The sequence below is a fragment of the Stenotrophomonas sp. YJH_SMC_10 genome, assembly GCF_059371555.1.
Genome location: NZ_JCAFUS010000009.1, coordinates 130,160 through 149,870, shown reverse-complemented (window position 1 = coordinate 149,870; position 19,711 = coordinate 130,160). Strand labels below are relative to the sequence as shown.

Here is a 19,711-nt window from a genome sequence, read left to right as displayed (position 1 = left end):
CATGAACCACGACCAGTCCCACGCCCTGTTCTCCCGCGCCCAGCAGCTGTTGCCGGGCGGCGTCAATTCGCCGGTGCGCGCGTTCAAGTCGGTCGGCGGCGAGCCGTTCTTCGTTGAGCGCGCCGACGGTGCCTACCTGTACGACGTCGACGGCAACCGCTACATCGACTATGTCGGTTCCTGGGGCCCGATGATCGTCGGCCACAACCACCCGGCCGTGCGCCAGGCGGTGAAGAAGGCGATCGACAATGGCCTGTCCTTCGGTGCGCCGTGCGCGGCCGAAGTCACCATGGCCGAGACCATCACCCGCCTGGTGCCATCGTGCGAGATGGTGCGCATGGTCAACTCCGGCACCGAGGCCACGCTGTCGGCGATCCGCCTGGCGCGTGGCGCCACCGGCCGCAACCGCATCGTCAAGTTCGAAGGCTGCTACCACGGTCACGGCGACTCGTTCCTGGTGAAGGCTGGCAGCGGCATGCTGACCCTGGGCGTGCCAACCTCGCCGGGCGTCCCGGCCGGGCTGAGCGAACTGACCCTGACCCTGCCCTACAACGACTTCGAAGCGGCCACCGCGCTGTTCGCGCAGCAGGGCGACGACATTGCCGGGCTGATCATCGAACCGGTGGTCGGCAATGCCAACTGCATCCCGCCACGCGAGGGCTACCTGCAGCACCTGCGCGCACTGTGCACGCAGCATGGCGCGCTGCTGATCTTCGACGAAGTGATGACCGGTTTCCGCGTCGCCCTAGGCGGCGCACAGGCGCACTACGGCATCACCCCGGACCTGACCACCTTCGGCAAGATCATCGGCGGCGGCATGCCGGTGGGTGCCTACGGCGGTCGCCGCGAATTGATGCAGCAGATCGCCCCGGCCGGCCCGATCTACCAGGCCGGCACGCTCAGCGGCAATCCGGTGGCGATGGCTGCCGGGCTGGCGATGCTGGAGCTGATCCAGCAGCCGGGCTTCCACGCCGACCTGGCCGAGCGCACCGCACGCCTGTGTGCCGGCCTGGAAGCAGCCGCCGCCGAAGCCGGCGTGGCGGTGACCACCACCCGCGTGGGCGCGATGTTCGGGCTGTTCTTCACCAGCGAGAAGGTCGAGACCTATGCGCAGGCCACCGCCTGTGACATCCCGGCGTTCAACCGCTTCTTCCACGCGATGCTCGACCAGGGCGTGTTCCTGGCACCGTCGGCGTACGAGGCCGGCTTCCTGTCCAGCGCCCACGATGACGCGGTGATCGAGGCCACCCTCGCCGCCGCACGCGTAGCGTTCCGGGCCGCCAAGGGCTGATCACAAAAAGGGGACGGAGGGGATTAAGTCGTTTGTGCACAAACGACTTAATCCCCTCCGTCCCCTTTTTTCTAGCCGAAGACGAAGGTGCCCTTCATCATCGCGAAGTGGCCGGGGAACGAGCAGAAGAAGGTGTAGTCAGCGCCCTTCTGCAGGCCCTGGGTGGAGAAACGCACACGGGTGGTCTCGCCTCCACCGATCACTTTGGTATGCGCCAGCACGCGCTTGTCGGCCTTCGGCAGGTAGCTGTCGGCCAGGGTCATGCGCATGCCCGCCATCGCCACCGGCTGGTAATCGGCCGTGCGGGTCAGCACCCAGTTGTGGCCCATCGCGGTAGCGGCCAGTTTGCCGGTATGGCGCAGGGTCAGGTCCACGGCGGTGCAATCAGCGGCGACCTTGATCTCGCGGCTGCTGAAGCTCATCTGGTCGGTGCTGTCAATGCTCACCGCACACACCCGCGCCATCGCCGACGGCGCCAGCATCACCGCGCCCAGTCCCATTGCCACCAGCCAAGCCTTCATCGTTGCCTCTCCTGCGGATTCAAGCGCCATTCTAGGCACCCGCCTGCGCCCCCGGCTGCGACCGTCTGTCGCACGTCCACTCCAGGGTTTCCGCGCATCCACCGCGATGGCATGCTCGGCCGATGCGGATCGACCTGTTGCTGCTGGATGTGGATGGCGTGCTGGTGCAGTACCAGCGCGCACAACGCGTGCTGCAGCTGGCGAACGCACTGCGGGTTCCGACCCAGGCCGTGCAGGCCGCGCTGTATGACAGCGGACTGGAGGCGGCGCATGACGACGGCACGCTGGAGGGCCCGGCCTATCTGGCGCGGCTGGGGGAGCGCCTGGGCAGGACCGTCGATGTCGCGACATGGATCGCGGCACGCCAGGCCGCCAGCCATCCTCAGGCGGCCGTGCTGCAGCGGCTGCAGGGCCTGCAGCTGCCGATGGCCGTACTCACCAACAACGGCGCGCTGATGGTACAGGCGCTGCCCACCCTGCTGCCGGAACTGTTCCCTGCGCTGCAGGGCCGCGTGTTCTGCAGCGCGGATTTCGGCCTGCGCAAGCCCGCACCGGCGGTGTTCCTGCGCACGCTGGACGCGCTGGGCGTGGCGCCTTCGCGCACGCTGTTCGTCGATGACCTGTTCGCCAACGTGCGTGGCGCGCGCGCTGCCGGCCTGCACGCGGAGACCGTGCGCGATGGCCGGGGATTGGGCAAGGTATTGAAGCGTTACGCGGTGAGCTGATCGGGGTCAGAGTCCTCTCCGCAGGAGAGGGGTCCGACCCCGGCACCCTGGCTTCAGCGCGCGGTGATGAACGCGGCAATTGCCGCGCGCAGGCGCTTCAGGCCTTCGGCCACTTCTTCGTCGGTGATGTTCAGCGACGGCACGAAGCGCAGCACGTCCGGGCCGGCCTGCAGGGTCAGCAGGCCGTGCTCGGCGGCATGGTCGAGGATCGCACCGGCCTGGCCGGCGAAGTCCTTGCCCAGCACCGCGCCCAGCATCAGGCCGCGGCCACGCACGTCGCTGAACACACCGAACTCGTCGTTGATGCGGGCGAAGCCATCGCGCAGCGCCTTGGACTGGCGGCTGACGTTGGCGGCGATCTCCGCCGAGGCCAGCTTGCGCAGTGCCACGCGGGCCACCGCAGCGGCCAGCGGATTGCCGCCGAAGGTGGTGCCGTGCGCGCCGAACTGCATGGTCTCGGCCACCTTCGGGCCGGCCAGCATCGCGCCGATCGGGAAGCCGCCGCCGAGTGCCTTGGCCAGGGTGACCATGTCCGGCACTACATCGTCCTGCCAGTGCGCGAACAGCGTGCCGGTGCGGCCCATGCCGGCCTGGATCTCGTCCAGCACCAGGAGTGCGTTGTGCTGGTCGCACAGTTCGCGCACGCGCTTGAGGAAGCCGGACTTGGCCGGCATCACGCCGCCCTCGCCCTGGATCGGCTCCAGCATCACCGCTGCCACGTCGCCGGCGGCCATCGCGGTTTCCAGCTGCACTTCATCGTTGAAATCGATGTAGCGGAAGCCACCGGGCAGCGGCTCGTAGCCCTCCTGGTACTTCGGCTGGGCCGTGGCGGTCACCGCGCCCAGGGTGCGGCCGTGGAAGCTGCCACGGAAGGTGATGATCACCCGCTTGTCGGCCGGCCGGCCCTGGCTGGAGGCCCACTTGCGGACCATCTTGATCGCCACTTCGTTGGCTTCGGCGCCGGAATTGCACAGGAACACGCGCTCGGCGAAGCGGCTGGCCTTCACCAGCTCCTCGGCCAGGTGCAGCGGCGGCGCACTGTAGAACACGTTGCTGGTGTGCCAGAGCTTGCCGGCCTGCTCGACCAGCGCGGCCACCAGGTCCGGATCGTTGTGGCCCAGGCCGCACACGGCGATACCGGCGGCCAGGTCGATGAACTCACGCCCCTGGCTGTCCCACACGCGGGCGCCCTGCCCTCGCTCCAGCACCACCTGGCGGGGCTTGTAGACCGGCAGGTAGTAGTGTGAAAGGGAAATCAGCGGATCGGTCGCGGCGGTCATGGCAGTCGGCAGGGTTCAGGAATGCCCATTCTCGCGCCGGAACCCCTGCGGCACAATGCGCCCATGCGACCGTTTTCCGCCCCCCAGCTCAACCCCGCCACCGAGACCGGCTGGCGCCGTCGGTGGTTCGACATCATCTACCGCCATGACTCGCGGCCCTCGCGCAATTTCGACCTGATCCTGGTGGTGGCGATCGTTGCCAGCATCCTGGTGGTGATGATCGACAGCGTGCAGCACCTGCATGCCGAATGGTCCACCGGCCTGTACATCCTGGAATGGGGCTTCACGATCATCTTCACCGCCGAGTACCTGCTGCGCCTGGCGGTGGTCAAGCGCCCGCTGCGTTACGCGGTGAGCATCTGGGGCATCATCGACCTGCTGTCGATCCTGCCCGCCTACCTGTCGATGTTCATCCCCGGCGCGCAGAGCCTGCTGGTGGTGCGTGCGCTGCGCATCCTGCGCGTGTTCCGCATCCTCAAGCTGACCCGCTACATCGAGGAAAGCGGCGTCCTGATGACGTCGCTGTGGCGCAGCCGGCGCAAGGTGCTGGTGTTCCTGTTCACGGTGATCACCATCACCATCATCGCCGGGGCGCTGATGTACGTGATCGAGGGCCCCGAACACGGCTTCACCAACATCCCGGCCAGCATGTACTGGGCAGTGGTGACCATGGCCACGGTCGGCTTCGGCGACATCGTGCCGCAGACCGTGCTTGGCCGCTTCGTCACCTCGGTGCTGATCCTGATCGGCTACAGCATCATCGCCGTGCCGACCGGCATCTACACCGCCGAACTGGCCAGCACCATGCGCGAAGCCGAACTGGCGGCGCGCCGGGATGCGCGCGGCTGCCCGCACTGCGGGCTGGAGGGGCATGAACCGGATGCGCGCCACTGCCGCAAGTGTGGCGGTGAACTGCCGGACGCATTCAGCCATTGAGGCACATGCCGGCCAGCGGCCGGCACTGCCAACCCCGCAGGGTGCGCGCCGGGCATGGCCCGGTGCCACCGTGGACGGGGCCACGCCCTGAGTGGATCGCCCTCAGCGCATGCGGTTGCTGGTGGTCACCAGGTCGTTGTAGGCGTCCAGGATCGTCGACTGTGCGCCTTCAGGATCGGTGGTGAGCCAGCTGCCCGACGCCTTGCGCTCGGCGGCCAACGCATCGGCGGTGATCGGCTTGCCCTGCTCCAGACGCTCCACACCGCGCCCGGCGGTACGCACCAGCTTGTCGGCCGAACGCTGCACATGGCCCCACATCGGGTCGTCCTTGCCGACACCACTGTTCTGGATTTCCGTCACCAGCGCCTGATAGTCGGCCAGCTGGCCGCGCAACGCCGCAACATCCGGCGCGTCGCTCTGGAACGCCATCGCCAGCTGCTTGCCATCGCCGACAAGGCGCAGGTGGTAATAGGCCAGCGAGCGGCCTTCGCTTTCCTCGATCTGCTTCAGCTGGGCGGCGCGGCGATCGTTCTCGTTCTTTTCCAGCGCCGCATCCATCGCTTCGCTGGCCTTGAAGAAATCAGCATAGGCCTGCATCAGCGGGGCATGCTGGCTGCGCATCCCTTCGCCACCATCGCGACGATAGTCCTCGCGGGTGAAGTACCCATCGGCACGCTCGATCAGGGTGTTCAGTGCCTGGAATGCCTGCTGGTACTGTCGCGCGGGTGCATCCAGCGGCGTGGCAGGGGTCTTTGCCAGCGCATCGGTCAGCGGCTGGCCGCAGTACTCGACGCGGTGCGACAACAGCTTGCCCGGTGAGCGCGGCTGCGCTTCCTTGCCGGTCGGCCCCGCCTTGGGGTCCTTCATCCAGCCGGTGTAAGCCTGGAAGCCTTCGTGGATGGGCTGTTCGACGCCGTTGTAGCACTCGATGTAGGCGTTCACCTTCTCCAGCCCGGGGTCGGCGACCGCCAGCCCCGCCGGGCTGTTGCAGCCGGCCAGCGCGCCGAGCAGGAGAACGGGAATCAGGCGTGTGGATGCGTTCAAATCAGTTCCTTGCACCAGTGAAAACTGCAGCCATCGTCCTGCATGGCGCGAGCGCGCGCTCCAGCACCTCGGGAAGGTGCTGGCATTCGGGGCTGCGGGGCGTGTCATGTCGCGATCGACCTGCTCGATCGCGACAAAAATAACGCGTTGAGCTTCCCGCCTACTGGCGGTTGCTCTGGAAAACCAGCGAGTTGTATTCCTGCATCAGCTTGCTGGCAGAGCCGCTCGGCGCCATCGAGGGCGAATCGAGCATGCGCCGTTCGAAATCGGTATAGGGCGTGTTCTCGCTGACGCGCTTCAGCCGCTCCTTGCCTTCGCGCCGGAAGTTCTCGGCCTCACGCTCGAAGCTGTTCCAGTCCAGCTTGCCCGGCTCCTGATCAGCCACCTTCGCATGCGCTTCGTCGGAAATGCGGTTGAACGCATCCAGGCGCTCGCGCGCCTTGGCCTGGTCGAAATCGTCCTCGCTCATCAGATCCATGATGGCCTTGGCTTCCAGCATCATCGCCAGACGGTAGTACTCGCGCGTGCGCCCCTCGGCCTGTTCCAGCGCCTTGAGCTGCTCGCGCTGGGCGGCGTCGTTCTGGCGCTCCAGCTCGGCGTTGAACGTTGCGCTGGCAGCGACGAACTCCTTGAAGGCGGCCATCAAGGGCGCATGCAGCTGCTTGCCCTTGGCGAACCGGTCATCTTCGTAGTCCTGGCGATCGTAGTAGTCGTGCGCCTCCTTGCTGATCGGCACCAATGCCTTCAGCGCCTGCTGGTAATGGCCAGCAGCGGCATCGAGCTCGGCCAGCGCCGGCTTGGCAGCCATCGCCTCGGTCACAGGGCCATCGCACTGCTTCATGTCGTAGTCGCTGATCTCGAACGGACCGTACACCTGGGTCTCGCGCCCGGTCGGGCCGGCCTCGACGTCCTTGATCCAGCGCGTATAGGACTCGATGCTGCCGTGGGTCTTCGAATCAAGCGTGTTGAAGCAGCCGATGTAGGCGTTGAGCTTGGCGGTCAATTGCTGCTGTGCGTCGGACGACGCCGCGCTGGCGTCGGGCGTGCTGGAAGGGCCGGCGTCGCCAGTGGTTGCAGGCGCCCTGCTGCCGCAGGCAGCCAGGACAATCGACAGCGAAGCGGCCAGCGCCGCGACGGAAAGAGTGCGTGACATGGGTTCACGTCCTTGTTGAAAACGATTACAGCCGCGCATTCTAGCGCAGCAGGCCGAAGGTCGCAGCCCTCGGCCTCTGCCGGCGACGCGCGATCACTCCAGGAACAGATCCGGCAACAACGGACGCGATGGATCCACCGCATAGCCGGACAGATCGGTGATACCCGCCTGCGCCAGCACGTCATCGTCGATCAGGAACTGGCCGTGGAAACCCGCCGCCTCGCGCACCAGCACCGCGTGCGCAGCATCGGCCATGATCTGCGGCGTGCGGCAGCCGGCCGCATCGACGCCCGGAATCATGTTGATCGCATCGGTGGCGATCACCGTGCGCGGCCACAGCGCGTTCACCGCCACACCCTGCGGGCCGAATTCCGCGGCCAGGCCGAGCGTGACGAAGCTCATGCCCATCTTCGCCAGCGTGTAGCCGGTGTGCGCGCCCCACCACTTCGGTTGGAGGCTCGGCGGCGGCGCCAGGGTCAGGATGTGCGGATTCGGCGCCTGCAGCAGGTACGGCAGGCAGGCCTGCGCGCACAGGAAACTGCCGCGCGAATTGACCTGCTGCATCAGGTCGAAGCGTTTCATCGGCGTATCCAGCGTGCCACGCAGCCAGATCGCGCTGGCATTGTTGACCAGGATGTCGATGCCACCGAAGGTGTCGACCGTGGCGGCAACCGCCGCCTGTACCTGCTCTTCCTCGCGGATATCGCACTTCAGCGCCAGCCCCTGGCCGCCGGCCGCCGTAACGGCTTCGGCTGCGGTATGGATGGTGCCTGGCAACTTCGGATTCGGCACCGCTGACTTGGCCGCAATGGCCACATTGGCGCCGTCGCGCGCAGCGCGCAGTGCGATGGCCAGGCCGATGCCGCGCGAGGCACCGGTGATGAAAAGCGTTTTGCCCTGCAGACTGCCCACGTTCCACACTCCAGCGTATGCAATGAGCCGCTAGTATGCCGCGCCGACGTGGAGTTCACCCGGCCTTGACGATACTCGGGCCTCCAGTCAACGCACGAGGTCCACGCCATGCGCCGTTCCCGCCTGTTGCTGCCTGCCCTGGGGCTTGCCCTGCTGACTGCCTGCCAGGGCCGTTCGCCGGAACCCGGCAAGGAGCCGCCTGCCGGTGACACCCCCAGCGCAGAGAAGGCCGCCGCCGACGGCAAGCTGCGCTGGAGCGAGGCAGTGGTGTGGGATGGCGACCTCAATGCCTGCCGCCAGGGCGAGAATGCGGCCACCCGCGAGTGTCTGCGCGATGCGATGCGCGCCGGCGGCGCCAGCGCCGATGCGATCACCGCCGCCGAACAGCTGTCCACCGGTGGCGAGCTGGCCTACGTGACGGCCTGGCACGAGAACGAAGGCCTGGGCATTGCCACGGTCGAGTATCCGTTCCGCGCCAACACCAACGAGGGCACCCGCCTGGTCGACGCCACCGGCAAGCGCATCGATGTGGATGCCGTGCAGCTGGACGACCCCCTGCGTGCCGATCCCACCGTGCAGGCCCTGCTGAAGGACCACCCGCAGGCCACGCCGTTCGCGCCGGCGCAGTCGGCCGGGGCCACGCCGCTGGAGAACGGCGGCATCCGCCTGCTGTACCGCACGCCGCTGCGCGACTGCCACGCCTGCCCGGATGTGGGCCAGTTGCAGATCGCCTACGACTTCGACGCCAAGCGCAACTTCATCGGCCAGCAGGTGGTGCCGGCGACGCCGTAAGGTCACCGGCGTCTGTAGAGCCGAGCCATGCTCGGCTCTAGGTTTCTACTCCTGGTATAGCACTTCCACGCCATCACCACGGGCAAGACGTCTCACCTGATCCAACGTATCCACCGCCATGACGGAGTACGTGACCTCCACACCGGAGTGCAGGCGTCCCTCGGCAGTGTCCTCATCAGTCTCTACTGATATCAGCTTGCGGATTCCTGCGAATCGATAGAGGGACGGTCTACCGTCTTCACCCATCAGGCGGCCGCTCAGATCCTCATACTCAGAGGCAAGCGCTTTCGCATTGTCGAGAGCTTGCTCTTCGCTATCCGCACTGAGGAGATAGACGTTCTCATGGACAAGAAACGAGTCCTGCCCTTCGCATTCATAGTAAAAAATGGCATGCGCACAATACCACATACGTCACCTCAATGATGCTCTTGCGGATTGTCCCTGGTCTGGATGTCGCGAGCTTTCTATGAAACGGGGAACACAGCAGGTCGACACCGCCTGCACTATTCAGACCGTTGCACATCGACCACTTTCCCTTGTGATGGGCAGACCCATTTGGCACCCATCAGCCACCGACGGGTTGATGACCATATGACCCTTCAGAGCTGAGCCGACTCTCGATCACCGATCTGACATAGGCAGCCCGCGCTTTGCCAGACCCGGAGTACTCGGCCAGGAGCTCCATCGCCTCAGACCTCATCTCCGCGCCGCCAGTGGCCACGAATACAGAAAATGCCGGCTCCAGGTAGCCAGGTGCCTCACAAATGAACCGCTTGCGTTCATCGAGCGGGAAATCGATGGCGTAGTCCGCCCACTCGATGTAGCGCTTCCAGAAAGCTGGTGCCCCGCACTGCTGATCCTGCTGGTCAACCATCCGCATCAACAGGGATAGCTGATCAGCGCACGCATCCACAACGTCCCCAGGTAAGTCCAATGCGGCGACGCGCCCGGGATCAACGGCCTGCCAACAGAACACCATGAAGTCGGCGACGAACGCCGCATCGCTTCGTTCAAGCTTCAAGCGCTGGTACATCGCAAGCGCTTCCGCGACGTCCAGTGGCTCTTCAAGGCAGGCATTCCGCACATTGCCCTTGTCGTCACCAGAATTCTTCTTCGCCACCTCATGCATAGCAGACCAGGCTCTCGATCTGCGGAGATATCAGCTCGGCACCATCCCAACGGATGATCTCCAGCTCCAGCAGGCGGCCACTTGCGTCCGCATGAAGAATCGGCGTGAGTTCAGCACCATCTGCGTCGTGCATCTGCAGCTCGACGGGATACGCGTGCTGGCCTTGGTACGGCGGACGCTCATATCCGGAAATGACGAATCCCACCCGAGCTCCACCAAGACCCATTTCCACGGCGGTTGCGGAAGCCAGGTCGACTTGAAGCTGCGAAGCAGAGGCCGCAGGCAGACGAACTGCCACAGCTTCAATCAACGCTCGTTCGACGCTGGAAACGGTACGCATTGGGTTGCTCATTTCCGTTATTTTGCCAGCATTCTAACTCAGCGACGCCATCTACCCTTCCAGGCATCTACAAAATATGACAACAGTAGAAAGGCTTGAAACACAAGAAATGGGTAAAGAGCAATTCGGGCCGCGTTGCCAATTCCTCTGTAGTCAAGGATGACGTAGATCAGCGCAAAGAACAGCCCCCCTCCTATCTCATAAACCAACAAAGAACGTGTTGATGTCTTCACTTCTTTTTCTCCAGTTCCTTTTGTGCTGCCCCAGTCGCCATCTGAGCTGATGCCTGGGCGGTCTGTGACATGGTGGCCTGCCCCAAGCTCTGCTTCGGAATAGCTGCTGCAGTTGACGCGGTCGCATGGGCCATATTTGGCACCCCGGGTGCAGAGGAGGCGACCATCCTTTGTAGATTCCCTTTGGCCGCAGCTCCCGCAAAATCACCAGCAGCTACACCAATTCCGCTCGCAACTAGACCGCCACCGACACTACCCGCCGTCGCTGACGCAAGCTCCGCACCGGACGTGGGCTTTCCTTCATAGGCATTCTGAGCAAGAACACTGCCCGCTGCCTTGAAGGCGTTGATCACCGCTTGAATCGCGACAGCTCCTCCCACTGTAACTGTCCCTCGACCAATGGCACCGATCAACGCCCCTCCGACCCCGCCGCTCACAGCTCCGCGTTATTGCCTGGCAGGCTGACATCGGTGATGGCAAACTCACTTGCACGCGACCATTGAATTGCTCAATGCATCCACGCATGGCGTGGATCTACCGGTACGCCTGCACCTGCTTCCTCAGCAGATGCGGCACGATCAGCCGATGCACCGGGGCAACCGGCAGCATGTACACGCGCCCGAACGCGTTGTGCGTATGCACCACGGTCGCCACTTCCAGCACGTCGCCGTGCCACTGCAGGGCCAGCTGCACACGCAGATGGCGGTCGTCGTCTTCCAGCACGATGGCATCGTCACTGAGCGACTGCAGGGTGAAGATGCCCAGCCGCTGCCCGGGTTGGGGATCCTCAACATCCTGCACCGCGCGCAATGAGCCCAGGTGCTTCATGCCGAGCAGGCGCATGCCGTGGTTGCGTAGCGCCATCAATCCGTCGAACCAGCCGGGAATGGTCGCGGCCATATCGCGATAGGCCTGCAAGGCCGAGCGTCCATCACGATGGGTCGTTGCCTGGCAGGCATGCACGAAGTCGGCGCCGGCCAGCTGTGGGCGCAGGACACTGCCCGCGCTCGGCGGGCCGGTCACCACCTGCGCAGAGCTCACGGCTTCGGCCCCTGCCCCTCGTTGTCTTCCCAATGCAGGATGCGGCGGGTGACGAAGCGGTAGACCGGCTTGCCGGTGGCGAACCACAGTTCGCGCACCCACGAGGTGCGCTTGAGCACGCGCTTCTCCACCGGAGTGAGCGACTCGCGGCAGTACATGCGCTTGTGCTTGAGCAGGTGCCGCAGGTCCTCGCGGGCCAGCAGGCGCATCCAGCGCGAGCGCGGGTTGCCGATCACTGCCAGCTGGAAGTCGATCAATGCCGGACGGCCGTCCTCGGTCACCAGCCAGTTGGCTTCCTTGGCCAGATCGTTGTGGGCCACGCCATTGCGATGCAGCTGCTGCAGCAGGCGACGCGCGGCGCGGAACCAGGCCAGGTCGCCGCGGGGCGGACGCTGGTACATGGCGTCGCCGGCCATGAAGCTGCGGTCGAGATGACGGCCATCCCACGCCAGCAGCTGTGGCACATCGGCCATGCCGTGGATATGGCGCAGCGCGCGTGCTTCGCGGCGGGCCAGCCACCAGGCCGGCAGCCGCAACCACAGTGGTGTGGCGCCCAGATCACGGCGCACGAAGGGACCGGCCGGCCCTTCCACAAGGAGGATGCGACCGAAGCTGTCGGCCTTCAAAGCATGCGGTGGAGTGTCTGGCGTATGCGGCATGACCCCATTCTAGGCGATGGCGATGGTTGCAAACGGTCACCAAGCGGCTGGGAACCAGTCACCTTCACGCCCCTATAATCGGGCAATGGACTCTTCATGGATCGACGCCACGCTCGTGTGGATTGCCGCTCACCCCGTGCTGGCGGGTGCCGTTATCTTCCTCATCGCCTTCTGCGACGCGGTGATCATTCTCGGTGCCATCGTACCGGCCCTGCCGCTGCTGTTCGCGGTGGGCGTGTTCATCGGCCTGGGCCAGATCTCCGGGCCGTACGCGGTGGCCGCCGCCGCACTGGGCGCATTCGCCGGTGATGGCATCAGTTACTGGATCGGGCGCCGCTGGGGTGACCGCCTGCGTGGCGTGTGGCCCTTCAGCCGTTACCCGCAGCTGCTCGACCGCGGCGAAAACCTGTTCCGCCGCAATGCCTTCAAGAGCATCCTGGTGGCACGCTACGTGGGCGCGATCCGGCCGTTCGTGCCGGCCATCGCGGGCATGATGAAAATGCCGGCCAGCCGCTACGTGCAGGCCAGTGGCATCGCCAGCATTTCGTGGGCGGTGTTGTTCCTGGCGCCGGGCTGGGTGCTCGGCGAGGCCTACGACGCGGTAGCCGCAGTGGCCGGGCGACTGGTGGTGGTGGTCGGCCTGCTGGCGGTGATCCTAGGCCTGGTCTGGGCCATCGTGCTGTACGGCTACCGCTGGTCGGCCGCGCGCATGGACAACTGGCTGGCGCGGCTGCTGGACTGGTCCAACCGGCACCCGACGCTGGGCCGCTACACCGTCGGTGTGCTGGACCCGAAGCGGCGCGAGTCGGTGCCGCTGGCGATGCTGGCACTGATGCTGCTGGTGCTGGGCTGGGGCTGGTTCGCGCTGCTGACCGTGGTGGTCGCGCACGGGGAACCGCTGGCGATCGACCTGCTGGTGCACCAGGCCATGCTGGCCCTGCGCAACCCGCTGGCCGATTACCCGATGGCCGCGCTGGCCTCGCTGGGCGCCTGGCAGGTACTGCTGCCGGCCACTGCGGCGGCGATGGGCTACCTGATCTGGCGCCGGCGCTGGATGGCGGCCGCGCACTGGCTGGCCGCGCTTGCCTTCGGCCTCGCATTGACCATGCTGCTCGGTGCCACCGTCGATGTGGTGCGCCCGGTCGACGCCAGCAGCGGCTTCGGCTTCCCGTCGGTGTCGGTGACGATGGCCACCATCACCTTCGGCTTCTTCGCAGTGCTGATCGCCCGCGAGATGCCCGGCCGCACCCGCGTCTGGCCGTACCTGGTGTCGGGCATCGTGGTCAGCCTCATCGGCTTCTCGCGCCTGTACCTGGGCGCGCATTGGCTGAGCGATGTGATCGGCGGCATGCTGTTCGGCACGTTCTGGCTGCTGGTGCTGGGCATCGCCTACCGCCGCCGCTTCAACCGCTCGTTCTGGGTGAAGCCGGTGGCGTGGCTGTTCTACGGTGTCTTCGCCGTGGCGGCGATGTGGTACGCGCCGCGCAACATCCCGGTGAAGCTGGAACGCTTCGAGCCGACCCTGCCGGCCGCGCAGGCGATGGACATGCAGGCCTGGTGGCAGCACGACTGGGCGACACTGCCGGCGCGCCGCAACGAGTTCGACGACGACCAGCGCTGGCCGCTGGACGTGCAGGTGGCCGGCCCGTTGGCCCCGCTGCAGGCGCAGCTGGAAGCACGCGGCTGGAAGCGGCAGGAACAGGCCGGCTGGCAGGAAGCGCTGCTGATGCTGGACAAGAACACCGGCGCCGATGCGCTGCCGGTGCTGCCCGCCACGCTGGACACGCGCGTGGAGGCGCTGCTGATGGTGCGCCCGGGTACACACCGCGATGAGCGCTACGTACTGCGCCTGTGGCCGGCCCCTGCGCAGTTGCAACCGGGCAATACGCCGCTATGGCTGGGCAGTGCGCAGACCCTGCGCTACGAGCGCCACTTCGAATGGATCGGCATGTGGCACCCGCTGCGCGGCGTCGACCCGGCCTTGAATGCGGTGAAGGAGGCCGTGCAGGAGCTGCCGCAGCGCGAGGATGTGCACAGCGAAACCGGGTTGCCGGTGCTGCGGTTGAAGACCCCCACGCCCTGACGGGGCCGGTGCGCGATCACCCGCTGTAGCGCCGGGCCCATGCCCGGCTGCGCTTCGCACGATCCAACACGCCGAGCATGGGCTCGGCGCTACAGTAGATCCGCGCCATGCGTGGATGGCTGCTACGGCATCCAGCCCAGCAACTGCTGCAATCGCTGGTGCGGGTCGTCCATCTGCAGCAGCTGCAGGCGCTGCTGCTCGCTCAGCGGCAACAGCTCGGCCAACCGCCAGCCGACCCAGCTCGCCTGGTCCAGCAACGCCGGGTTGGACGGCGCATAGGCCTCGCCAGCCTGTTCGATGATGTGCCCCAGCACCGTGGCCAGCAGCGCGTGCTGCGGCCGCAGTTCGTCGTCGGGGTCCTCGTCGCACCAACGCACGTCGGCCACCACCAGGCCGTTGTCGCGCACGCGGGTACGCTCGACATGGAAGCGACGGGTGCCGCGCAGGCGCAGCTGCAGCACGCCGTCGGCGCCGACATCGAAGTCTTCGATGCGCACCTGCACGCCAAAGGCGGCCGGCGTCGCCGGAACGCCCACTTCCTGGCCGTCGAGGATCAGGCAGACACCAAATCCCTCACCGCTGCGGCCGCTGTCGCGGACCAGGTCCAGATAGCGGCGCTCGAACACACGCAGGCCCACCGCTGCACCCGGCACCAGCGTGGTGTGCAGCGGGAACAGCGGCAGCGAGCCATCGCCGCTCATCGGGCCTGCAGCGCGGCGAGGAAGCGGCGCGGCGCGCCGTCGAAGCCACCGTTGGACATGAACACCACGTGGTCGCCACTGCGCGCGCTGGCCTGCAGCTGTGCCAGCAATGCGTCGGTATCAGGCACCGCGTGCGCTTCGCCACGCACTGCGGCAATCACCGCCGCTGCATCCCAGGCCAGTTCCGGACGATGCAGGAACACCACTTCATCGGCCAGCGCCAGCGATGGGGCCAGTGCCTGCGCGTGCGCGCCCAGCCGCATCGAGTTGCTGCGCGGTTCCATCGCGACCACGATGCGCGCATCGCCCACCTTGGCACGCAGACCTTCCAGGGTGGTGGCGATTGCGGTCGGGTGATGGGCGAAATCGTCGTAGACGGTGATGCCGTCATGGCTGCCGATCACTTCCATGCGGCGCTTGACGCTGCGGAAGCGCGCCAGCGCCGGGATCACCTCGGCCGGCGCCACGCCCACTGCATGCGCGGCGGCCAGCGCAGCCAATCCGTTGAGCACGTTGTGGCGGCCCAGCAGCGACCACTGCACGTCGCCCAGCGCCTGCCCACGATGGTGCACGCGGAACGCGCTGCCATCGGCGGCCAGCAGCTCGGCATGCCACTCCAGCGACGGATCGAAACCAAACCGCTCGACCGGGGTCCAGCAGCCCATCGCGAGCACTTCGGCCAGGTGCTGATCCTCGCCATTGACGATCAGCCGCCCACGTGCGGGTACGGTACGCACCAGGTGGTGGAACTGGCGCTGGATCGCCGCCACGTCCGGGAAGATGTCGGCGTGGTCGTATTCAAGATTGTTGAGGATGGCCACCAGCGGCCGGTAGTGCACGAACTTGCTGCGCTTGTCGAAGAAGGCCGTGTCGTACTCATCGGCTTCGACCACGAACTCGCGTCCCTGGCCCAGCCGCGCGGAGACGCCGAAATCCTCGGCGACGCCCCCGATCAGGAAGCCCGGCGAGCGCCCGGCGCTTTCCAGCAGCCAGGTGAGGATGGTGGTGGTGGTGGTCTTGCCATGGGTGCCGGCCACGGCCAGGGTGTCGCGGCCCGGCAACACCTGCTCGGACAGCCACTGCGCGCCGGAGATGTAGCGCAGGCTGGCATCGAGCACGGCTTCGACGGCCGCATTGCCGCGCGACAGCGCATTGCCGATCACCACCTCGTCGGTGCCGGCCGGCACGCTGTCGGCGCGGTAGCCCTGGTCCAGGGTGATGCCCAACTGTTCGAGCTGGGTCGACATCGGCGGATAGATGGCCTGGTCGCTGCCGCTGACGGCATGCCCGAGTTCACGCGCCAGGGCGGCCACGCCGCCCATGAAGGTGCCGGCGATTGCAAGGATATGTACGCTGCTCATGACCGAGGATTGTGACCGATGACGGCTGTATAGGGCCAATGTCCGCTATCGAGTAAGACAACCCCTACACGGGATGTGAGAAAACTCCAATCAGCTGTCAGGGAATTCCCGATAGCGATGTTCTGTGAACCCGGACACAATTCGAACTGCCAGCCGCAGTACCCGAACCGGTCCTACTCCCCAAGAGGCCATCCCCAAGGGAGCTCATGCTGCGGGGCCCTGAGCAAGCCCTTCGCTGGCGCCTATCAAACGACACAGGCCTGATCCTCGCGGACCAGGCCTGTGTTTTTTGCGCCCGCAGGGCCAGCAGCACGCGGCCCTGCCGGATCAGGCCTTGATCGCCGCCAGGATGCGGGCTTCGATCTCGTCCAGCTCGCCGACGCCATCGACGCGGGCCAGGGTGCCACGGCCGGCGTAGAAGTCGACCACCGGGGCGGTCTGGTCGTTGTAGACCTGCAGGCGCTGGCGCACTGCTTCCGGGTTGTCATCGGCGCGGCCCTGCTCCTTGGCACGACCGGCAATGCGGTCCACCAGCAGCTCGGTGGGCACATCCAGCTGCACCACCGCGTCCAGCGGCTGGCCGATCTTGGCCAGCAGGCCGTCCATCGCATTGGCCTGGGCCACGTTGCGCGGATAACCATCGAGGATGAAGCCCTTGGCGACATCGGCCTGGGTCAGGCGCGACTCCAGCATGCCCAGCAGGATGTCGTCCGACACCAGGTTACCGGCATCCATCACCGTCTTGGCCTGCTTGCCCAGCTCGGTGCCGGCGGCGATTTCCGCGCGCAGCATGTCACCGGTCGAAATGTGGGCGATCCCCAGCTTTTCCTTCAGGCGCGTCGCCTGTGTCCCCTTGCCCGAACCGGGCGGTCCCAACAGAACCAATCGCATTGACCTGACTCCAACGTGTTGAAAACAAAGAAGGTTCGCGTCCCGGACGGTCCGGTATCGCTGCACCGCAATAGCGCCACTTTACCGCATCCGGGTAATGTCCCTGCAATGTCCCTTCCCCCCAACAGGTAGAAGCATGCGCAACGGTACCCTCCTTTATGCCCAGTCCGGCGGTGTCACCGCCGTCATCAATGCCACGGCAGCGGCGGTGATCGAGCAGGCCCGGGCCAAGGGCATCAAGGTCCTGGCCGCCCGCAACGGCATCCTCGGCGCGCTGCGCGAGGAGCTGATCGACACCAGCAAGGAGAGCGCCGCCGCGATCCGTGCGCTCGCCCATACCCCGGGCGGGGCCTTCGGTTCGTGCCGGGTCAAGCTGAAGTCGCTGGACGCCGACCGCGCCCGCTATGACCGCCTGCTGGAGGTGCTGCGCGCGCATGACGTGCGCTGGTTCCTCTACAACGGTGGCAACGACTCGGCCGATACCGCGCTGAAGGTCTCGCAGCTGGCCAAGGCCTCCGGCTACGACCTGACCTGCATCGGCGTGCCCAAGACCATCGACAACGATCTGGCGGTGACCGACACCTGCCCTGGCTTCGGCTCCGCCGCCAAGTACACCGCCGTCTCGGTGCGCGAAGCGGCGCTGGACGTCGCGGCGATGGCCGAGACCTCGACCCGTGTCTTCATCTACGAGGCGATGGGCCGACATGCCGGCTGGCTGGCCGCCGCCGCCGGCCTGGCCGGCAACGGTGATGACGAAGCACCGCACATCATCCTGCTGCCCGAACGCGCCTACGACGAGGCCGCGTTCCTGGCCAGGGTCAAGGCGGTGGTCGAGCGCGTCGGCTATTGCGTGGTGGTGGCCTCGGAGGGCATTGCCACCGCCGATGGCCGCTTCGTTGCCGATGCCGGCGGTGGCAAGGACTCGTTTGGGCATGCGCAGCTGGGCGGCGTGGCCGCGCACCTGGCTGGCCGGGTCAAGGATCAGCTGGGCCTGAAGGTGCACTGGGCACTGCCCGACTACCTGCAGCGCTCGGCCCGCCACCTGGCCAGCAGGACCGACTGGGAGCAGGCGCAGGCGGTGGGCAAGGCCGCGGTGCAGCTGGCACTGAAGGGCCAGAACGGCGTGATGCCGGTGATCGTGCGCAGCAGCGATGCACCGTATCGCTGGAAGATCGAAGCCGCGCCGTTGTCGAAGATCGCCAACCACGAGAAGAAGATGCCGGCCGGTTTCATCCGCCGCGATGGCTTCGGCATCACGGCCAAGGCGCGCGCCTACCTGTCACCGCTGATCAAGGGCGAAGCACCGCTGCCGTATGGCACCGATGGCCTGCCCAAGTACGTCACCCTGAAGAATGTGGCGGTGAAGCAGAAGCTGCCGGCCTTCGAGGGCTGATCACTAAAAAGGGGACGGAGGGGATTAAGTCGCATAGGCCCCTCCGTGCCCCTCGGCGTCAGCAACGGGCCGGATACGACTTAATCCCCTCCGTCCCCTTTTTGGAGAGATGCCATGGCACTGCGTGTTGTTCGACTGGGTACGCCGCGCCACCCCGGCGAGGGGCTGCGCATCGGCACCGTCAGGCGGCCGCCGCGGGGCGTGCCACGCAGCGAGTTCGCACGACAGGACTGGTACGACGTCTGGTTCCCGACCCTGTCACCCAGCGCGGCGCTGGTGAAGCAGGCGCACGAGGCCAAGTCGGTGGCCGACTGGACGGCCTTCTTCCGCCGCTACACGACTGAGATGAAGGCCCCGGATGCGGCCCACGCGCTGGACCTGCTGGCCGCGATGTCGCGGCACAGCGACCTCAGCGTGGGCTGCTACTGCGAAGACGAAGCGCACTGCCATCGCAGGGCGTTGCGCGAGCTGCTGGTGGCGCGTGGGGCGACGCTGGCGGAGTGAAGATGGCGGGATGCCGGCCAGCGGCCGGCACTACCCAGGTCTCCCATCCAGTAGATCCACGCCCTGCGTGGATTCGCGCTGCTGGACGGCCTCAATTGCAGGCCTTGCCTTCCATCTGCAACTGCGCGGCGAACATCGTCACCTGCGGAATCTGCCCGGCCGCGGCCTGCTTCTTCGCCTCCTCCAGGTAGATGCGCGACTGGCCCTGGCCGTCCAGCTCGACCTTGTTGCTCGACGGAAGGCGCCACACCCGCACCACGGCCTGCTGGGCCGGGCACGCCGCGTTCGGCACGCGGATCACATCGTTGAGTTTCCAGCCCTTGTCCGCACTTGGCTGCGCCTTGATGTAATCGACGAAGCGCGCGCGTGGCTGGCACTGTTCGCTGGTACGCACGGCGGAGAAGCGGTACGGCGCGGCGGCGTCGCCGGTGAACGCACCTTCCAGCCGCGCGCAGGCCTCGGGGATCTGGCGCAACGTATGCACCGCACCCACCGCCTGGGGCGCGCCAACGGCACGCTGCAGTTCCGGGGTTTCCGCAGCGAATGCCGGCACGGCCGGGACCAGGGCGGCAAGCATCAACAGGGACAGGCGCATGTGGGATCTCCTACGGGACTGTGCGCAGGCTTGCAGAGACTGGCTTAACGGGGCGCAAAGGCCGGATGGCTCTCGGATCGTGCCCATGGCCCGGCGGCAGGGCCCGCGCGCTCGTAGAGCGCCAGTC

The 19,711-nt window shown here is 66.5% G+C and carries 22 protein-coding genes; 7 read left to right on the top strand and 15 right to left on the bottom strand.

The window, feature by feature from the left end; translation table 11 throughout:
* The first annotated feature begins 1 nt into the window (after position 1).
* Positions 2-1,291, top strand: a complete 1,290-nt coding sequence (gene hemL / locus AC5P9C_RS13220) for a glutamate-1-semialdehyde 2,1-aminomutase (RefSeq protein WP_049466933.1) — start codon at positions 2-4, stop codon at positions 1,289-1,291.
* A gap of 71 nt (positions 1,292-1,362) precedes the next feature.
* On the opposite strand, the gene azu is transcribed toward hemL, so the two are convergent.
* Positions 1,363-1,812, bottom strand: coding sequence for an azurin (gene azu, locus AC5P9C_RS13215; protein WP_053461306.1), 450 nt, complete (start codon positions 1,810-1,812; stop codon positions 1,363-1,365).
* 122 nt (positions 1,813-1,934) lie between these two features.
* Between azu and AC5P9C_RS13210 the strand changes: the two genes are divergently transcribed.
* Positions 1,935-2,537, top strand: coding sequence for an HAD-IA family hydrolase (locus AC5P9C_RS13210; protein WP_057495211.1), 603 nt, complete (start codon positions 1,935-1,937; stop codon positions 2,535-2,537).
* A gap of 53 nt (positions 2,538-2,590) precedes the next feature.
* Here AC5P9C_RS13210 and AC5P9C_RS13205 read toward each other — a convergent pair whose 3' ends face one another.
* On the bottom strand, positions 2,591-3,817 hold the full coding sequence (locus AC5P9C_RS13205; RefSeq protein ID WP_164687734.1) for an acetylornithine transaminase: 1,227 nt from the start codon (positions 3,815-3,817) through the stop codon (positions 2,591-2,593).
* A gap of 63 nt (positions 3,818-3,880) precedes the next feature.
* Here AC5P9C_RS13205 and AC5P9C_RS13200 point away from each other — a divergent pair, with 63 nt between their 5' ends.
* Entirely contained in the window at positions 3,881-4,753 is an 873-nt protein-coding gene (locus tag AC5P9C_RS13200; RefSeq protein WP_049413719.1) for an ion transporter, read from the top strand.
* Positions 4,754-4,855: 102 nt separating this feature from the next.
* On the opposite strand, the gene AC5P9C_RS13195 is transcribed toward AC5P9C_RS13200, so the two are convergent.
* The 3 genes from AC5P9C_RS13195 to AC5P9C_RS13185 form a co-directional block, all read right to left on the bottom strand.
* A complete protein-coding gene (locus AC5P9C_RS13195; protein ID WP_074726446.1) occupies positions 4,856-5,797 on the bottom strand; it encodes a YiiG family protein in 942 nt (313 codons plus the stop codon).
* Positions 5,798-5,957: 160 nt separating this feature from the next.
* Entirely contained in the window at positions 5,958-6,950 is a 993-nt protein-coding gene (locus AC5P9C_RS13190) for a YiiG family protein (protein WP_049466665.1), read from the bottom strand.
* Between the two features lie 93 nt (positions 6,951-7,043).
* The gene (locus AC5P9C_RS13185) at positions 7,044-7,862 is read right to left on the bottom strand and encodes an SDR family oxidoreductase (RefSeq protein ID WP_343542142.1); all 819 of its coding nucleotides are present in this window, start codon (positions 7,860-7,862) and stop codon (positions 7,044-7,046) included.
* Positions 7,863-7,970: 108 nt separating this feature from the next.
* Between AC5P9C_RS13185 and AC5P9C_RS13180 the strand changes: the two genes are divergently transcribed.
* On the top strand, positions 7,971-8,654 hold the full coding sequence (locus tag AC5P9C_RS13180; protein WP_182068462.1) for a hypothetical protein: 684 nt from the start codon (positions 7,971-7,973) through the stop codon (positions 8,652-8,654).
* 45 nt (positions 8,655-8,699) lie between these two features.
* Here AC5P9C_RS13180 and AC5P9C_RS13175 read toward each other — a convergent pair whose 3' ends face one another.
* The 6 genes from AC5P9C_RS13175 to AC5P9C_RS13150 all read right to left on the bottom strand — a co-directional run bounded on the left by AC5P9C_RS13175 (position 8,700) and on the right by AC5P9C_RS13150 (position 12,056).
* Positions 8,700-9,062, bottom strand: coding sequence for a DUF4288 domain-containing protein (locus AC5P9C_RS13175; protein ID WP_164687739.1), 363 nt, complete (start codon positions 9,060-9,062; stop codon positions 8,700-8,702).
* Positions 9,063-9,219: 157 nt separating this feature from the next.
* Positions 9,220-9,774 carry a hypothetical protein gene (locus AC5P9C_RS13170; RefSeq protein WP_075676328.1) on the bottom strand — a complete coding sequence of 185 codons (555 nt, stop codon included), beginning with the start codon at positions 9,772-9,774 and terminating at the stop codon, positions 9,220-9,222.
* 1 nt (position 9,775) lies between these two features.
* On the bottom strand, positions 9,776-10,123 hold the full coding sequence (locus tag AC5P9C_RS13165) for a DUF6984 family protein (RefSeq protein WP_075676327.1): 348 nt from the start codon (positions 10,121-10,123) through the stop codon (positions 9,776-9,778).
* A 229-nt stretch (positions 10,124-10,352) separates the two neighbouring features.
* Positions 10,353-10,709: a hypothetical protein gene (locus AC5P9C_RS13160; protein ID WP_343542147.1), complete on the bottom strand. Its 357-nt coding sequence runs from the start codon at positions 10,707-10,709 to the stop codon at positions 10,353-10,355.
* Positions 10,710-10,890: 181 nt separating this feature from the next.
* Complete coding sequence (locus AC5P9C_RS13155; RefSeq protein WP_343542149.1) at positions 10,891-11,397, bottom strand: DUF2867 domain-containing protein; 507 nt, start codon at positions 11,395-11,397, stop codon at positions 10,891-10,893.
* Positions 11,394-12,056 (bottom strand): serine/threonine-protein kinase, encoded by a 663-nt coding sequence (locus AC5P9C_RS13150; RefSeq protein ID WP_057495206.1) that lies wholly within the window; start codon positions 12,054-12,056, stop codon positions 11,394-11,396. The genes AC5P9C_RS13155 and AC5P9C_RS13150 overlap by 4 nt, the downstream gene beginning before the upstream one ends.
* Positions 12,057-12,141: 85 nt before the next feature.
* Between AC5P9C_RS13150 and AC5P9C_RS13145 the strand changes: the two genes are divergently transcribed.
* Positions 12,142-14,139, top strand: a complete 1,998-nt coding sequence (locus AC5P9C_RS13145) for a bifunctional DedA family/phosphatase PAP2 family protein (RefSeq protein WP_343543372.1) — start codon at positions 12,142-12,144, stop codon at positions 14,137-14,139.
* A 122-nt stretch (positions 14,140-14,261) separates the two neighbouring features.
* Here the strand turns inward: AC5P9C_RS13145 and AC5P9C_RS13140 are convergent, their stop codons facing one another.
* From AC5P9C_RS13140 to AC5P9C_RS13130, 3 genes are all read right to left on the bottom strand, one after another.
* Complete coding sequence (locus tag AC5P9C_RS13140) at positions 14,262-14,840, bottom strand: LON peptidase substrate-binding domain-containing protein (RefSeq protein WP_270954715.1); 579 nt, start codon at positions 14,838-14,840, stop codon at positions 14,262-14,264.
* Positions 14,837-16,201, bottom strand: coding sequence for a UDP-N-acetylmuramate:L-alanyl-gamma-D-glutamyl-meso-diaminopimelate ligase (mpl, locus tag AC5P9C_RS13135; RefSeq protein WP_414615238.1), 1,365 nt, complete (start codon positions 16,199-16,201; stop codon positions 14,837-14,839). Before mpl ends, AC5P9C_RS13140 begins: the two co-directional genes overlap by 4 nt.
* Before the next feature lie 327 nt (positions 16,202-16,528).
* A complete protein-coding gene (locus tag AC5P9C_RS13130; protein ID WP_005419045.1) occupies positions 16,529-17,092 on the bottom strand; it encodes an adenylate kinase in 564 nt (187 codons plus the stop codon).
* Positions 17,093-17,228: 136 nt separating this feature from the next.
* Between AC5P9C_RS13130 and AC5P9C_RS13125 the strand changes: the two genes are divergently transcribed.
* A complete protein-coding gene (locus AC5P9C_RS13125) occupies positions 17,229-18,485 on the top strand; it encodes a 6-phosphofructokinase (RefSeq protein ID WP_057495204.1) in 1,257 nt (418 codons plus the stop codon).
* 114 nt (positions 18,486-18,599) lie between these two features.
* Complete coding sequence (locus AC5P9C_RS13120) at positions 18,600-18,989, top strand: DUF488 domain-containing protein (protein ID WP_074726438.1); 390 nt, start codon at positions 18,600-18,602, stop codon at positions 18,987-18,989.
* A 91-nt stretch (positions 18,990-19,080) separates the two neighbouring features.
* Here the strand turns inward: AC5P9C_RS13120 and AC5P9C_RS13115 are convergent, their stop codons facing one another.
* A complete protein-coding gene (locus AC5P9C_RS13115) occupies positions 19,081-19,584 on the bottom strand; it encodes a hypothetical protein (RefSeq protein ID WP_150827004.1) in 504 nt (167 codons plus the stop codon).
* Between the last annotated feature and the right edge of the window lie 127 nt (positions 19,585-19,711).